Below are 15,758 nucleotides of genomic sequence, written 5' to 3' on the forward strand. Positions count from 1 at the left end.
CACTGATGTTCAGCACTGTTCTGGTCGCCAACCGGGGCGAGATCGCGGTCCGTGTCATCCGCACGCTGCGGGAACTCGGCATCCGTTCCGTGGCCGTCTTCAGCGACGCCGACGCGGACGCCCGGCACGTACGGGAGGCCGACACGGCCGTCCGCATCGGCCCGGCGGCCGCCGCCGAGAGCTATCTGTCGGTGGAGCGGCTGCTCGACGCGGCGCGCCGCACCGGCGCCGAGGCCGTCCACCCCGGCTACGGCTTCCTCGCGGAGAACGCCGCCTTCGCGGCGGCCTGCGCGGACGCGGGCCTGGCCTTCATCGGACCGCCGGCGGCGGCGATCTCCCTCATGGGCGACAAGATCCGCGCCAAGGAGACCGTCCGGGCCGCGGGTGTGCCCGTCGTCCCCGGCTCCTCGGGCAGCGGCCTGTCCGACGCCCAACTGGTCTCCGCCGCCGAGGAGATCGGCATGCCGGTCCTGCTGAAGCCCTCGGCGGGCGGCGGCGGCAAGGGCATGCGGCTCGTACGGGACTCCGCGCTGCTCGGCGAGGAGATCGCGGCGGCCCGGCGCGAGGCGAGGTCCTCCTTCGGCGACGACACCCTGCTCGTGGAGCGCTGGGTGGACCGGCCCCGGCACATCGAGATCCAGGTGCTGGCGGATGCGCACGGGAACGTGGTCCACCTCGGGGAGCGCGAGTGCTCCCTCCAGCGACGCCACCAGAAGGTGATCGAGGAGGCGCCGTCGGTCCTGCTGACGCCCGAGCTGCGGGCCTCGATGGGCGCGGCGGCGGTGGAGGCGGCGCGGTCCTGCGGGTACGTCGGCGCGGGGACGGTGGAGTTCATCGTCCCCGGCGGGGACCCCTCCTCGTACTTCTTCATGGAGATGAACACCCGGCTCCAGGTGGAGCACCCGGTGACCGAACTCGTCACCGGACTGGACCTGGTGGAGCAGCAGCTCCGGGTCGCGGCGGGCGCGGAGCTGGGCTTCGGCCAGTCGGAGGTCCGGCTGACCGGGCACGCGATCGAGGCCCGCGTCTGCGCGGAGGACCCCGCGCGCGGGTTCCTGCCCTCCGGCGGCACGGTGCTGGCCCTGTCGGAGCCGGACGGCGGATCGGTCCGTACGGACTCCGGGCTGGCGGCGGGGGTCGACACCGGCTCCACCTACGACCCGATGCTGTCGAAGGTCATCGCCTACGGCCCCGACCGGGCGGCCGCCCTGCGCGTGCTGCGGGGTGCGCTGGCCGACACCGTGATCCTGGGCGTGCAGACCAACACGGGCTTCCTGCGGCGCCTGCTCGCGCATCCCGACGTGGTGTCCGGCGACCTGGACACCGGGCTGGTGGAGCGGGACCTGTCCCAGCTGCTCCCCGACGGGGTCCCGGACGAGGTGTACGCGGCTGCGGCCATGCTCTCCGTCCCCCACCCCGCCCCTTCCCGCAACCCCGCCGGGGGCTGGATCGACCCGTTCGACGCCGCCACCGGCTGGCGCCTCGGCGGCACCCCCGCCTGGACGGTCCACCACTTCCGCCTCCCGGGCCAGGACCCGGTCACGGTCCGCACCCGGCCCGCCGGAACGGGCCCGGACACGGAGCTCCTCCTGGACGACGGAACCCAGCCGAATCCAGGCTCGCCGGCCTTTGGGGCGCGGGGCCGGATCGTGCGGCTCACCCCGGAGCACCTCACGGTCGAACTCGACGGCGTCACGCACCGCTTCGCCCACGCCACCTCCCCGGAGGGGACCTGGCTCGGCCGCGACGGCGACTCCTGGCACGTCCAGACGCACGACCCGGTCGAGGCCGGCCTCCGCGGCGCCGGCCGCGCCGGCGCCGACACCCTCGCGGCCCCGATGCCCGGCACCGTGACCGTGGTCAAGGTGGCCGTCGGGGAGAAGGTCGAGGCCGGCCAGAGCCTGCTCGTCGTCGAGGCCATGAAGATGGAGCACGTCATCTCCGCCCCGCACGCCGGCACCGTCACCGAGCTCGACGTCACCCCCGGCACCACGGTCGCCATGGACCAGGTACTGGCCGTGGTCACCCCGGACGAGGAGGAGAAGGACGCATGAGCGGGCTTCCGATGAGCTTCCCGTACGAGGGCCTCCCGGCCCGGGTCCGGATCCACGAGGTGGGCGCCCGCGACGGGCTGCAGAACGAGAAGGCGTCCGTACCGACCCACGTGAAGGCCGAGTTCGTGCACCGGCTGGCCGCCGCGGGGCTCACCACCATCGAGGCCACCAGCTTCGTGCACCCCCGGTGGGTCCCCCAGCTGGCCGACGCCGACGAGCTGTTCCCCCTGCTCGCCGACGTGCCGGCCGCGCTGCCGGTCCTGGTCCCCAACGAGGCCGGCCTCGACCGCGCGCTCGCCCTCGGGGCCGGCCGCATCGCGGTGTTCGGTTCGGCCACGGAGACCTTCGCCGCCCGCAACCTCAACCGCACCGTCGCCGAGTCCCTCGCGATGTTCGAGCCCGTCGTGGCCCGCGCCAAGGACCACAAGGTGCACGTCCGCGGCTACCTCTCGATGTGCTTCGGCGACCCCTGGGAGGGCCCGGTCCCGGTCCACCAGGTGGTCGGCGTCGCCAAGGCCCTCCTCGACCTCGGCTGTGACGAGCTGAGCCTCGGCGACACCATCGGCGTCGCCACCCCGGGGCACGTGCAGGCCCTGCTCTCCGCCCTCAACGAGGAGGGCGTGGGCACGGACCGGATCGGCGTGCACTTCCACGACACCTACGGCCAGGCCCTGTCCAACACCCTCGCCGCGCTCCAGCACGGCGTGACCACCGTCGACGCGTCCGCGGGCGGCCTCGGCGGATGCCCGTACGCCGAGAGCGCCACCGGCAATCTCGCGACCGAGGACCTCGTCTGGATGCTCGACGGCCTCGGCATCGAGACCGGGGTCGACCTGGCCGCCCTCACCGCCACGAGCGTGTGGATGGCCGAGCAGTTGGGGCGTCCCAGCCCCTCCCGTACCGTCCGCGCCCTCTCCCACAAGGAGTAACGAAGACCATGGCCCTCGACCACCGGCTCACCCCCGAGCACGAGGAACTCCGCCGCACCGTCGAGGCGTTCGCGCACGACGTGGTGGCGCCCAAGATCGGCGATCTGTACGAGCGGCACGAGTTCCCGTACGAGATCGTCCGCGAGATGGGCCGCATGGGCCTGTTCGGCCTGCCCTTCCCGGAGGAGTACGGCGGCATGGGCGGCGACTACCTCGCCCTCGGCATCGCCCTGGAGGAGCTGGCCCGCGTCGACTCCTCGGTCGCCATCACCCTGGAGGCCGGCGTCTCCCTCGGCGCGATGCCCCTGTACCTCTTCGGCACCGAGGAGCAGAAGCAGCAGTGGCTGCCGCGGATGTGCTCCGGCGAGATCCTCGGCGCCTTCGGCCTGACCGAGCCCGGCGCGGGCAGTGATGCGGGCGGCACGCGCACGACCGCCGTCCGCGACGGCGACGAGTGGGTGATCAACGGCTCCAAGTGCTTCATCACCAACTCCGGTACGGACATCACCGGTCTGGTCACCGTCACCGCCGTGACGGGCCGCAAGGCCGACGGGCGCCCGGAGATCTCCTCGATCATCGTCCCCTCCGGGACCCCGGGCTTCACCGTGGCCGCCCCCTACTCCAAGGTCGGTTGGAACTCCTCGGACACCCGTGAGCTGTCCTTCGACGGCGTACGGGTCCCCCTGGCCAACCTGGTCGGCGAAGAGGGCCGCGGCTACGCCCAGTTCCTGCGGATCCTCGACGAGGGCCGCGTGGCCATCTCGGCGCTCGCGACGGGCCTGGCGCAGGGCTGCGTGGACGAGTCGGTGAAGTACGCCAAGGAGCGGCACGCCTTCGGCAAGGCGATCGGCGACAACCAGGCCATCCAGTTCAAGCTGGCGGACATGGAGATGCGCGCCCACATGGCGCGGATCGGCTGGCGCGACGCGGCCTCCCGGCTCGTGGCCGGGGAGCCCTTCAAGAAGGAGGCGGCCATCGCGAAGCTGTACTCCTCGACGGTGGCGGTCGACAACGCGCGCGACGCCACGCAGATCCACGGCGGCTACGGCTTCATGAACGAGTACCCGGTGGCCCGCATGTGGCGCGACTCGAAGATCCTGGAGATCGGCGAGGGCACGAGCGAGGTGCAGCGCATGCTGATCGCCCGCGAGCTGGGACTCTCCGGCTGACGGCAGCCGACGGCACGGCAAGACGTGCGGTAAGTGCGGTAAGGGGTCCTCCACCAGGAGGGCCCTTTGCCGTTTCCAGCCAAGGTTAGGCTAACCTTCCTATCGAACGCCCGAGCCACCCCAGTACGCACGAAAGCGGACACCCCATGCCCAAGTCCCGTTCCTCCCTCCTCACGCGCCGCGGCCTGATCGCGGCAGGCGGCGCCCTCGGCCTGGTGGCCGCGCTCACCGCCTGCGGCGGCAGCGACTCCGCGAAGGACGGTTCGGGCGACAAGGGCACGGGCGCCGCGGCCGCCTGGAGCTTCAAGGACGACACGGGCAAGGACGTCACCGCCAAGTCCACGCCGAAGAACATCGTCGCCTTCACCGGCACCGCCGCCGCGCTCCACGACTACGGCGTCGGCGTCAAGGGCGTGTTCGGCCCGACGAAGACCGCCGACGGCAAGGCCGACGTGCAGGCCGGCTCGATGGACGTCTCCAAGGTCGAGGTCATCGGCAACGTCTACGACGAGTTCAACGTCGAGAAGTACGCCTCGCTGCAGCCCGACCTCCTGGTGACCAACACCTGGGAGAAGGACAGCTACTGGTACCTGCCGGAAGCCTCCAAGGACAAGATCCTGAAGCTGGCCCCGGCCGCCGCCATCGGCGTGGGCGGCGACGTCACGATGGACAAGGCCCTGGCCCGCACCGCGGACCTCGCGAAGTCCCTGGGCGCCGACCTGAACGACAAGAAGACCGTCGACGCCAAGGCCCGTTTCGAGGCCGCCTCCGCGAAGCTCCGCGAGGCCACGAAGGCGAACCCCGGCATCAAGGTGCTCGTCGGTTCCGGCGCCGCCGACCTCTTCTACGTCTCCACCCCGGCCACCTCCGCCGACCTGAAGTACTTCCAGTCCCTCGGCGTCGAGTTCGTCACCCCGGACAAGGTCGAAGGCGGCTTCTTCGAGAGCCTCAGCTGGGAGAACGCCGGCAAGTACCCGGCCGACGTGATCCTCCTCGACAACCGCACCGGCACCCTCCAGCCGGAGGAGCTGAAGGCCAAGCCGACCTGGGCCGAGATGCCGGCCGTCAAGGCCGGCCAGATCACCCCCCGCGTGACCGAGCCGATCTACTCCTACGAGAAGTGCGCGCAGATCGTCGAGGAACTCACCAAGGCCATCCAGAACGCCAAGAAGGTCAGCTGACCCCCTGACCCCTGAACCACCGGCCCCGGCGCCTCACCCAGGCGCCGGGGCCTTCTGCTTCTGCTCCTTCTGCTGCTCCTTCCGCCTCGCCCGTCATCGCCGATCCCAGGGGGGACCCTCCGCATGACCGCCACCGACACCGCCGACACCGCCGCGCCCGAGGTCCCGCACTTCCGGTTCTTCGAGCTCGAAGTGCTCCGTACGCGCCGCCTCGGCCACTCCTTCCTGCGGATCACCTTCGGCGGCCCGTCCCTCGCCGGCTTCCGCTCGGGCGGCTACGACCAGAGCCTCTCCCTCTTCCTGCCGCCCGCCGGCCGGGAGCACACGGTGCTGCCCTCCACGGGGGAGGACACCTGGTTCGCGGACTGGCGGGGGATGCCGGACGAGGAACGCCCGGTGATGCGCTCGTACACGGTCCGCGAGCAGCGCCGGACCCCCGGCGGCGTGGACGAGGTGGACATCGACTTCGTCCTGCACGGCGCCTCCTCCCCCGCCTCCTCCTGGGCGGGGCGCGCGGTGACCGGCCGCCGGATCATGGCCATCGGCCCGGCCGTCGCGGAGAACAAGTCCGTACGTTTCCAGCCGCCGGCCGGCTCCGACGCCGTCCTGATGTACGCCGACGAGACCGCCCTGCCCGCGGCCTCCGCGATCCTGGACCGGCTCCCCGAAGGCACCCCGGTCCAGGCCTGGTTCGAGGTCCCGCACGAGGACGACCGGCTGTACCTGCCGACGTCCGCGGCCGCGGACGTCACCTGGGTCGTACGGGAGCCGGGCGCCGGCCGGGAGCGCACCGACCGGGTGCTGGAGGCGCTCCGCGCGGCCGGACGGCCCGCCGCCACGTCCCCGTACGCCTGGATCGCGGGCGAGTCCGCGACGATCCGCGCGGTCCGCAGGCACTTCGTCCAGGACTGCGGCATCGACCGCCGCGCGGTCCGCTTCACCGGCTACTGGCGCCTCGGCGCGAGCGAGGACCAGCTCCTCGCCGAGGCCTACGCGGGCCAGTCCCCCGACGAGGAGCCGACGGCGGCCCTGTAGGGGCGTCCTGCGCCACCACCGGGTCCGGGCCGCCTACTGCCAGGGCACGTCCGACGCCCGGTGGTAGGTGACGTCCTGGGCGTCCAGGCGCGGGGCCTGGGCCGCCAGCCGGCGGGCGTACGAGGGCCAGTCGTGGGTGGTGGCCGGGGACCAGCCCAGTTCCGCCAGGCCCAGGACGCGCGGGAAGGCCATCAGCTCCCAGTCCCCGCGCGTCGCGATGTTCTCCGTCCAGAGCGGGGCCTCCACGCCGAGGACCGCGGATTCCGGGAGGCCCGGCAGGTAGTTGCCCGGGTCCCAGTCGTAGGCGCGGCGCACCGGTACGTACCCGGCCCAGGCCAGCCCCGGCTTCGTCTCCTTGTCGTACTTCATGTCCAGGTAGATCCGGTCCGCCGGGGACAGGATCACCGGGCTGCCCGCCTTGGCCGCCGCGGTCACCGCCGCCTTCTCGGCGGCCGCCGTGCGGTCGTGGCCCCAGTACTGGAGCACCGCCCCCGGGGCCGGGCGGGCCGTCGCGAGCTGGTGCCAGGCCACCACCGTCTTGCCGTGCTTGGCCACGACCGCCTGGGCCCGGTCCATGAAGGCCGCGTAGTCCGCCGCGGGCGTGGAGTGGGCCTCGTCGCCGCCGATGTGCAGGTACTTGCCCGGGGTGAGCTCCGCGAGCTCCCCCAGCACCTGGTCGATGAACTCGTAGGTCCGCTCCTTGCCCACGCACAGCGAGCTGAAGCCGACCTTGATCCCGGTGTAGCGCTCGCGCGCCGTGCCGTCGCAGTTCAGCTCCGCGTAGGCGGCCTGCGCGGCGTTCACGTGGCCGGGCATGTCGATCTCCGGGACCACGTCCACGTACCGCTCCGAGGCGTACGCCACCAGGTCCCGGTACTCGTCCTTCGTCCAGTGCCCGCCGGGGCCGCCGCCGACCTCGCTCGCGCCGCCGTACTCCGCCAGCCGCGGCCATGAGTCGATCGCGAGGCGCCAGCCCTGGTCGTCGGTCAGGTGCAGGTGCAGGGTGTTGACCTTGTACTGCGCGAGCTGGTCGACGTACCTCTTGACCTGCTCGACCGTGAAGAAGTGCCGGGCCACGTCCACCATCGCCCCCCGGTACCCGAAGCGCGGCGCGTCCGTGACCGTGCCGCCCGGAACCGTCCCCGGCCCGGACACCGGCAGGAGCTGGCGCAGCGTCTGCCCGGCGTGGAAGAGGCCCGCGGGCGTACGGGCGGTGAGGGTGACCCCGCCGGGCCCGGACTCCAGCCGGTAGCCCTCCTCCCCCGCGCCCTCGGCCTCGGCGTCGATCCGCAGCCGGATCCCGTCCCCCTCGACTCCGTCGACCACGGGCAGCGGCAGCCCGCTGGGGCCGCGCAGCTGCTCGGCGAGGAGTTCGCCGACCCTGCGGACCTCCTCGTCGCCGGTGAGGCCCGTACGGATGACCGTGCCCGGGCCGAAGGCGTACCCCGGGCCTCCGGCCCGGGCGGAGACCGGCGCCGGCAGGAGCCGTTCGTAGGGCGCGAGCGCGGCCGGGGGCTCGTCGCCCGGCCGGGCGTCGTCCCCCCTGGCGGCGCTGCTGCAGGAGGCGGCCGCGGGGACGGCGGCGAGGACGAGGAGGGCGGCGAGCATGCGTCGCGGGACTCTCATGCGCATAGGTATAGGCCAACCGGGCCCCGATGGAAGCCGTCCAGCCGGTGCAAGAATCCAAGGATGGCGGAAATCATCCAGAAGGACGGCACATGGACCTTCGACGGGGACGCGGTGCGCATCGTGCCGGGCCGCGACAAGGGGGTGGGCCTGCTGCGCCAGACGCTGGGCGAGGTGCTCGTCCCGCTGCGCGCGCTGGCCGGGATCTCCTACGAACCGGGGCGCAAGGCGGGCCGGCTGCGCCTGCGGCTGCGTGACGGCGCCGACCCGCTGCTCCAGGTGACGGGCGGCCGGCTGCCGGAGGCCTCCGACCCGTACCGGCTGACCGTGGAGCCGGACCGCGGCGGGGTGGCGGAGTACTTCGTGGACGAGGTGCGCAACGCCCTGCTGCTGGACCAGGTGGATCCCGGGCCGGCCGACTCCTACCTCCTGCCGGGCCCGGCGGTGCCGATCACGGTCGGCGCGGGCGACGGGACGGCGGCCTTCGACGGGGACCGGGTGTCCCTGGAGTGGAACTGGACGACGGAGGAGGCGAAACGGTCCGGCGGGGCCCGGGAGTTCCGGGTCGCGGACCTGCGGTCGGTGGAGTGGGCCCCGTCCCGGGGGCTGGAGAACGGGTGGATCCGCTTCGCTCTGGCCGGCGCCGGCCAGAGCGCGGCGCCGAAGTACGACCCGTACACGGTGGAGCTGTTCGGCTTCAAGAAGGACCCCCTGATGGCGCTGGTCGCCGCGGCGGTCGCGGTGCGCATGCCGCACCCGGCGGCGCTCGCCTCCCCGCCGGAGCTCACGTCCGGGGCGGGCGCCCGGCCGGAACCCGATCCGGGTCCCGCCCCGGTCGGGGCCCCGGCCTCCGCCGCGGCCCCGACCGCGGCTCCTGCGGAGGACCACGACGCCCTGCTGCGCCGGCTGCGCGAGCTGGGGGAACTGCATCAGGCGGGCATCCTCACGGCCGAGGAGTTCACGACGGCGAAAGCGGCGATTTTGGGTCGTTTCTAACCATCAGAGACCGGAATTCGCACCCTCTCTGGTCCAGACCAGCGCGATCCTGCCCGATTTCGGGCAGGATTTTTGCGTTCTTCCCTTCGTACCGCCAATATCGACGGATGCCCGACCGCCGCCCGTCGCACGAGGACCTCGTCGACCACTTGGTGCGCAGCACCTCGCTCCAGCGGGGCGAAGCCGCCCGAGTGGTGCTCGACGTCCTCGCGTACTTCGACGAGAGCACCGAGGAGTTCGTCCGTCGGCGCCACCGTGAGCTCCAGTCCGGGGGCGCGGTCAACGCGGACATCTTCGAGCGGATCGCGGCCGAACTGCCGCACCGCGCGGTCGCACCGCCGGAGCTCTCGCTCCGGCAGCTGCGCCGCATCGTCTACGGCTGAGCACCACCCCGGCCACGCGCCGGGGCGCTGCAGGGGCAGCGGCAAGAGCAACGGAACTTCAGGAGGGGAAAGACCTTATGTGCGGAATCGTGGGTTACATCGGCAAGCGTGACGTGGCACCGCTGCTGCTGGAGGGCCTGCAGCGGCTGGAGTACCGCGGATACGACTCCGCGGGCATCGTCGTCAACAGCCCGAAGGCCGCGGCCCTGAAGGTCGTCAAGGCCAAGGGCCGCGTACGCGAGCTGGAGTCCCGGGTCCCCAAGCGCTTCGCCGGCACCACCGGTATCGCGCACACCCGCTGGGCCACCCACGGCGCCCCGAGCGACATCAACTCCCACCCGCACCTGGACGCCGACAACAAGGTCGCCGTCGTCCACAACGGCATCGTCGACAACGCCTCCGAGCTGCGCGCCAAGCTGGAGGCCGACGGGGTCGTCTTCCTCTCGGAGACCGACACCGAGGTGCTCGTCCACCTCATCGCCCGCGCCCAGTCCGAGACCCTCGAGGAGAAGGTCCGCGAGGCGCTCAAGGTCGTCGAGGGCACCTACGGCATCGCCGTGATGCACGCCGACTTCCCCGACCGCATCGTCGTGGCCCGCAACGGCTCCCCGGTCGTCCTCGGCATCGGCGAGAAGGAGATGTTCGTCGCCTCGGACATCGCCGCCCTCGTCGCCCACACCCGCCAGATCGTCACCCTCGACGACGGCGAGATGGCGACCCTGAAGGCCGACGACTTCCGGACCTACACCACCTCCGGTACGACGACCACCGCCACTCCCGAGACCGTGGAGTGGGAGGCCGCCTCCTACGACATGGGCGGCCACGACACGTACATGCACAAGGAGATCTCCGAGCAGGCCGACGCGGTCGACCGCGTCCTGCGCGGCCGGATCGACGACCGCTTCAGCACCGTCCACCTGGGCGGCCTGAACCTGGACCCGCGCGAGGCGCGCGGCATCCGCCGCGTCAAGATCCTGGGCTGCGGCACCTCGTACCACGCCGGCATGATCGGCGCGGGCCTCATCGAGAGCCTCGCCCGCATCCCCGCCGACGCCGAGCCCGCCTCCGAGTTCCGCTACCGCAACCCGGTCGTGGACCCCGACACCCTCTACATCGCGGTCTCCCAGTCCGGTGAGACGTACGACGTGCTCGCGGCGGTGCAGGAGCTCAAGCGCAAGGGCGCCCGCGTCCTCGGCGTGGTCAACGTGGTCGGCTCCGCGATCGCCCGCGCCGCCGACGGCGGCGTGTACGTGCACGCCGGCCCCGAGGTCTGCGTCGTCTCCACCAAGTGCTTCACCAACACGGTCGTGGCCTTCGCACTGCTCGCCGTGCACCTGGGCCGCATCCGCGACCTGTCCGTCACCGACGGCAAGCGGATCATCGACGGCCTGCGCAAGCTGCCCTCGCAGATCCAGGAGATCCTGGACGGCGAGGAGGACATCAAGAAGCTGGCCGCCGAGTACGCCGAGGCCAAGTCGATGATGTTCATCGGCCGCGTCCGGGGCTACCCGGTGGCCCTGGAGGCCTCCCTGAAGCTCAAGGAGATCTCCTACATCCACGCCGAGGCCTACCCGGCCTCCGAGCTCAAGCACGGTCCGCTCGCCCTCATCGAGCCCTCGCTGCCGACGGTCGCGATCGTCCCGGACGACGACCTGCTGGAGAAGAACCGCGCCGCGCTCGAGGAGATCAAGGCCCGCAGCGGCCGGATCCTCGCGGTCGCCCACACCCAGCAGGAGAAGGCCGACCACACGATCCTCGTGCCCAAGAACGAGGACGAACTGGACCCGATCCTGATGGGCATCCCGCTGCAGCTGCTGGCGTACCACACCGCCCTCGCCATGGGCCGGGACATCGACAAGCCGCGCAACCTGGCGAAGTCCGTCACGGTCGAGTAGGTCCGGTAGGTCTTTGCACGCAAGTCTTTGCACGCAAAAGCCCCCGGGGGTCTTCCCCCCCGGGGGCTTCCGCGTGTGGTGCGTGAACCGTCAGCTCGCGGCGACGGCGCCGCGCGAGCCCTTTCCGAAGGCCATCGGCCAGCTCGCCAGCGCCGCGGTGGCCCCGTACCAGGCCAGCAGTCCGGAGAGCGCCGCCACCCAGCCGGCCGCCTTGGCCAGCCCGCCGTTCTCGGCGAAGGTGCCTATCGCCAGGAGCAGCAGGGAGAGGGTGAACAGGCCGTACACGCCCTGCCCGAACAGCCCGCCCGAGGCGGCGACGGTGAGGGTCAGTGCCAGCATGGCGAAGAGCACGAGGAACATTCCGGCCGCGTCTGCCGAAACCTTTCCGTCGGCCCCGTTGGCCCAGATGAACCAGAAGGTGCCGAGGCCCGCGAAGGCGGTGCCGTTGAAGCCGTTGCCGCCGCGGTACTCGAGGACTCCGAGGACGAACAGGGCGAGTCCGCCCAGGTACATCGCGAGCGACACGGAGTTGGCCGCGGTCACACCGTCGATGATGCCGGTGTTGCCGATACCGAATGCGAGAAGGGTGAGACCCAGGGCGATGTGCCCGAGGGTCGAAGTCGAGGCCGTGCTTCCCGCAGAGACACCATTGTCCACGGCGGGCTCCCTTCGATCTGCAGTTGTTTGCTGCGTCCCAGCAGCCTTTATCTACCCCTTACATGGGGGTGCACAACCGCACAATCGACATACAGTCGGTTACGGGATGACAACGACGGGTCGCTGCGCCCGCTTCGCCAGCCGGCCCGCCACCGATCCGAAGATCCGGCCGACGATCCCGTGCGTGGAGCCGACCACGATGGCGTCCGCCGAGTACTCCCGGCCGACCTCCTCCAGCTCGTGACAGATGTCCCCGCCCCGCTCGACGAGGATCCACGGAACCTCGGACAGGTAGTCCGCGCAGGCCAGCTCCAGCCCCAGCACTTCGGTCCGGTGGTCCGGCACGTCCACAAAGACCGGCGGCTCGCAGCCGGCCCACACGGTGGTGGGCAGCCGGTTCGCGACGTGGACGATGATCAGACCGGAGCCCGAGCGACGGGCCATGCCGATGGCGTACGCGAGGGCGCGCTCGCTGGACGTGGATCCGTCGAAGCCCACCACGACCCCGTGCCGGAAGGCCGGGTCGCAGGGATGACGTGGTTGTTCCACCGCGCGCAGGTCGGCCGATTCTGGGTCGGCGAGGCGTTTGCGCTTGCGGTCCGCGGGTTCGGAGAATTCGTGACCGGCCATGGGTGTCTCGGCGAAGAGGTCCTCAGGGGAAGGGACAAGGGGACGGGGCGCCAATAGGCGGAAGCGACGATTCAAGCGGGACGATTCCAGAAAACGACAACTCAGTGTGACCGAGCTCTGTCCGGGAAGCATCTTCCCAAGCCCATACCCACCAGGGTACGGCGACACTCCTGTGCTGCACAGGTCATGCCGCCCTTGGAGAGCGTCCCAGGGAGCATGCCGCAGCCACGCCTGCTTGGCAATGTCCGCTGCCCCCTACAGCCAGTGACGAGGTGCACCCCATCGGGTGGGTGCCACCCGTGCGCGCAGTGACCGAGCCGCGCCGCACGCCGTTGGACACGAGTCCGACCGTCCAGGAAGAGCCCGCAGGGAGCACGCCGTGCCCGGCCATCCGGTTCACCCCGTCCAGCCCGCTCAGCCGCCCGCTCAGCCGACGCAGTCCGTCCACATGCCGCCCCCTCCCCTTCACTCGTCCGTGCAGGCCGCCCGGCGTCCCCACGAGGATCCAGCGGGTGACGTGGTGCGCTGGGCCGCCTTCAGCTGCCTGCTCGTCCCCGTGGTCCTCGTCGTCTACGGGACCTCCTTCGGCGGGGCCGCCGTGGCCACCCTCGGGCTGGCGGCCGTCACGGCGGCCTGCCGGGTGCTGCTGCGCCACTCGGAACAGGCGGAGCGGAATGCCGCCCGGGTCCTCTCGGAGGACCGATTGACGCCCGTGCAGCGGGGCCGGCACTCGCGCGCCGGAGGCGGAAGTCAGCGCGGATGTCAGGTTTCCGGCGGGATGTCCTCTCACGACTGACCGATTCGCACATCCACACCCGCATGTTTTCAGCCAACTTCCCGGCAGGTCGCCCCCCTTGCCGGAATGTCCCCCCACCCCCCTCACCATCAGCGACTACGGCGCCACAAGGGGTCCTTGACCCTACGAGTACTGGCCATGGCCGGACAGTGCGCTTTCCACCCGGGTAGCGGAGTGGAACGCTTCCTGATCGAATGCTTTTCGCCAAGTTGCCAAGTCGACATAGCGCTGCGTGCTGAACTTGTCACGCCGACACCACGGGACGCAGTAGATTCGATCATGTATTTACGGCGGGGGAGCCACGTGCAAGGCCGAGGGGATACGTGCAGGTGCGACCAGACCAAGGAGTCGCGACACCCAAGGGGGGCTTAGCGCCATGAGCCAGGATTCCACCGCCGTCGTCGTTGACGGCAGGAAGCTCGCGGGGCGTCGCCGCAGGGAGATCGTCGCGGTGCTGCTCTTCAGCGGCGGACCGATCTTCGAGAGCTCCATTCCACTTTCCGTGTTCGGCATTGACCGGCAGGACGCGGGAGTTCCACGCTACCGACTGCTCGTGTGCGCCGGTGAGGACGGTCCGCTGCGGACCACCGGCGGACTCGAACTGACCGCGCCATACGGGTTGGAGGCGATCGCCCGGGCAGGCACGGTCGTCGTGCCCGCGTGGCGTTCCATCACCTCTCCGCCGCCGCCGGAGGCGCTCGACGCGCTGCGTCTGGCACACGAGGAGGGGGCCCGGATCGTCGGACTGTGCACGGGGGCATTCGTGCTCGCCGCCGCCGGTCTGCTGGACGGCCGGCCCGCGACGACGCACTGGATGTACGCGCCGACGCTGGCCAAGCGCTACCCGTCCGTCCACGTCGATCCGCGCGAGCTGTTCGTCGACGACGGCGACGTGCTGACGTCCGCGGGCACCGCGGCCGGAATCGATCTCTGCCTGCACATCGTGCGCACGGACCACGGCAGCGAGGCGGCGGGCGCACTGGCCCGCAGGCTCGTCGTCCCGCCGCGCCGCACGGGCGGCCAGGAACGCTACCTCGACCGGTCGCTGCCGGAGGAGATCGGCGCCGACCCGCTGGCCGAGGTCGTCGCCTGGGCACTGGAACACCTCCACGAGCAGTTCGACGTGGAGACGCTGGCAGCGCGCGCCTACATGAGCAGGCGCACGTTCGACCGGCGGTTCCGCTCGCTCACCGGCAGTGCGCCGCTGCAGTGGCTGATCACCCAGCGGGTGCTTCAGGCGCAGCGGCTGCTGGAGACCTCCGACTACTCGGTCGACGAGGTCGCCGGGCGCTGCGGGTTCCGCTCGCCGGTCGCCCTGCGCGGGCACTTCCGCCGCCAGCTGGGGTCCTCCCCGGCCGCCTACCGCTCCGCCTACCGGGCCCGCCGCCCGCAGGCGGACGTGGTCCAGGTGGCTCAGCTGTCCGAGTCGCCGGTCCCGCACCAGCGCACTCCGCAGCCGCAGCGCGCGGCAGCGGCACTCGCCGCGGCCGGTCCCACGGTGACCGAGCTGTACGCCCCGGGCCGGGTGCTGCGCGAGCACGCGTAACAAGGTCCCCGGAAGGTCCCCCGCATGAGTGGTCACCTCGGTGGTCACCGTTGCGGGGGACCTTCCGCATAAGGTGGGGCGCATGAACGATCGCATGGTGTGGATCGACTGCGAGATGACCGGGCTCTCGTTGACGGACGACGCACTTATCGAGGTGGCCGCACTGGTCACCGACTCGGAGCTCAACGTGCTCGGCGAAGGCGTGGACATTGTGATCCGCCCGCCGGACGCGGCCCTGGAAACCATGCCCGACGTGGTGCGCGAGATGCACACGGCGTCCGGCCTGCTCGACGAGCTGGCCGGCGGGACCACCCTCGCGGACGCCGAGGCGCAGGTCCTGGCCTACGTACGGGAGCACGTGAAGGAACCCCGCAAGGCCCCGCTCTGCGGAAACACGGTCGGCACCGACCGCGGCTTCCTGCTGCGCGACATGGCCGCGCTGGAGGGCTACCTGCACTACCGGATCGTGGACGTGTCCTCGATCAAGGAGCTGGCACGCCGCTGGTACCCGCGCGCCTACTTCAACAGCCCGCCGAAGAACGGCAACCACCGGGCGCTCGCGGACATCAAGGAGTCCATCGCCGAGCTGCGCTACTACCGGGAGGCCGTCTTCGTGCCGCAGCCCGGTCCGGACTCGGACACGGCACGCGCCATCGCCGCCAAGCACGTCGTCCCCGGCGCCTGACACCCACCGGAGAGGGGTGCTGAACAAGGGGGGAGCGAGCACCCTCCCGGACCCTGTACCCTTTTCTTCGGCCGGTCGGTTTTCCGACCGGACATGGTGGGTGTAGCTCAGTTGGTAGAGCACCTGGTTGTGGTCCAGGTGGCCGCGGGTTCAAGTCCCGTCACTCACCCTGCGAA

The 15,758-nt window shown here is 71.4% G+C and carries 14 protein-coding genes and 1 tRNA gene; 12 read left to right on the plus strand and 3 right to left on the minus strand.

The window, feature by feature from the left end:
* The first annotated feature begins 5 nt into the window (after window positions 1–5).
* The 5 genes from ACZ60J_RS20995 (at window position 6) to ACZ60J_RS21015 (ending at window position 6,368) form a co-directional block, all read left to right on the plus strand.
* Window positions 6–2,054 (plus strand): acetyl/propionyl/methylcrotonyl-CoA carboxylase subunit alpha, encoded by a 2,049-nt coding sequence (locus tag ACZ60J_RS20995; protein ID WP_469683794.1) that lies wholly within the window; start codon window positions 6–8, stop codon window positions 2,052–2,054.
* Complete coding sequence (locus tag ACZ60J_RS21000) at window positions 2,051–2,983, plus strand: hydroxymethylglutaryl-CoA lyase (protein WP_469683796.1); 933 nt, start codon at window positions 2,051–2,053, stop codon at window positions 2,981–2,983. The genes ACZ60J_RS20995 and ACZ60J_RS21000 overlap by 4 nt, the downstream gene beginning before the upstream one ends.
* Before the next feature lie 8 nt (window positions 2,984–2,991).
* A complete protein-coding gene (locus ACZ60J_RS21005) occupies window positions 2,992–4,152 on the plus strand; it encodes an acyl-CoA dehydrogenase family protein (RefSeq protein WP_250741300.1) in 1,161 nt (386 codons plus the stop codon).
* Window positions 4,153–4,298: 146 nt separating this feature from the next.
* Window positions 4,299–5,333, plus strand: coding sequence for an ABC transporter substrate-binding protein (locus ACZ60J_RS21010; RefSeq protein ID WP_469683797.1), 1,035 nt, complete (start codon window positions 4,299–4,301; stop codon window positions 5,331–5,333).
* Between the two features lie 123 nt (window positions 5,334–5,456).
* Entirely contained in the window at window positions 5,457–6,368 is a 912-nt protein-coding gene (locus ACZ60J_RS21015) for a siderophore-interacting protein (RefSeq protein WP_469683799.1), read from the plus strand.
* A 33-nt stretch (window positions 6,369–6,401) separates the two neighbouring features.
* Here the strand turns inward: ACZ60J_RS21015 and ACZ60J_RS21020 are convergent, their stop codons facing one another.
* Window positions 6,402–7,994, minus strand: a complete 1,593-nt coding sequence (locus ACZ60J_RS21020; protein ID WP_469683801.1) for a beta-N-acetylhexosaminidase — start codon at window positions 7,992–7,994, stop codon at window positions 6,402–6,404.
* A 63-nt stretch (window positions 7,995–8,057) separates the two neighbouring features.
* Here ACZ60J_RS21020 and ACZ60J_RS21025 point away from each other — a divergent pair, with 63 nt between their 5' ends.
* The 3 genes from ACZ60J_RS21025 (at window position 8,058) to glmS (ending at window position 11,268) form a co-directional block, all read left to right on the plus strand.
* Entirely contained in the window at window positions 8,058–8,990 is a 933-nt protein-coding gene (locus tag ACZ60J_RS21025; RefSeq protein WP_469683803.1) for a DUF4429 domain-containing protein, read from the plus strand.
* 107 nt (window positions 8,991–9,097) lie between these two features.
* Complete coding sequence (locus ACZ60J_RS21030; protein ID WP_250741293.1) at window positions 9,098–9,373, plus strand: hypothetical protein; 276 nt, start codon at window positions 9,098–9,100, stop codon at window positions 9,371–9,373.
* A gap of 77 nt (window positions 9,374–9,450) precedes the next feature.
* Window positions 9,451–11,268, plus strand: a complete 1,818-nt coding sequence (gene glmS, locus ACZ60J_RS21035) for a glutamine--fructose-6-phosphate transaminase (isomerizing) (protein WP_469683804.1) — start codon at window positions 9,451–9,453, stop codon at window positions 11,266–11,268.
* A 90-nt stretch (window positions 11,269–11,358) separates the two neighbouring features.
* Here the strand turns inward: glmS and ACZ60J_RS21040 are convergent, their stop codons facing one another.
* Both ACZ60J_RS21040 and ACZ60J_RS21045 read right to left on the minus strand, forming a co-directional pair.
* The gene (locus ACZ60J_RS21040) at window positions 11,359–11,925 is read right to left on the minus strand and encodes an acetate uptake transporter (protein WP_469683806.1); all 567 of its coding nucleotides are present in this window, start codon (window positions 11,923–11,925) and stop codon (window positions 11,359–11,361) included.
* Between the two features lie 99 nt (window positions 11,926–12,024).
* A complete protein-coding gene (locus tag ACZ60J_RS21045) occupies window positions 12,025–12,555 on the minus strand; it encodes a universal stress protein (RefSeq protein ID WP_214951587.1) in 531 nt (176 codons plus the stop codon).
* Window positions 12,556–13,072: 517 nt separating this feature from the next.
* Between ACZ60J_RS21045 and ACZ60J_RS21050 the strand changes: the two genes are divergently transcribed.
* The 4 genes from ACZ60J_RS21050 (at window position 13,073) to ACZ60J_RS21065 (ending at window position 15,751) form a co-directional block, all read left to right on the plus strand.
* On the plus strand, window positions 13,073–13,351 hold the full coding sequence (locus ACZ60J_RS21050) for a hypothetical protein (RefSeq protein WP_469683807.1): 279 nt from the start codon (window positions 13,073–13,075) through the stop codon (window positions 13,349–13,351).
* A gap of 376 nt (window positions 13,352–13,727) precedes the next feature.
* On the plus strand, window positions 13,728–14,897 hold the full coding sequence (locus tag ACZ60J_RS21055; protein ID WP_250741288.1) for a helix-turn-helix domain-containing protein: 1,170 nt from the start codon (window positions 13,728–13,730) through the stop codon (window positions 14,895–14,897).
* 82 nt (window positions 14,898–14,979) lie between these two features.
* Window positions 14,980–15,582 (plus strand): oligoribonuclease, encoded by a 603-nt coding sequence (gene orn, locus ACZ60J_RS21060; RefSeq protein ID WP_469683809.1) that lies wholly within the window; start codon window positions 14,980–14,982, stop codon window positions 15,580–15,582.
* Between the two features lie 96 nt (window positions 15,583–15,678).
* A tRNA-His gene (locus ACZ60J_RS21065) sits at window positions 15,679–15,751 on the plus strand.
* Window positions 15,752–15,758: the final 7 nt, after the last annotated feature.

It is taken from the genome of Streptomyces sp. NPDC104226, from assembly GCF_055584085.1.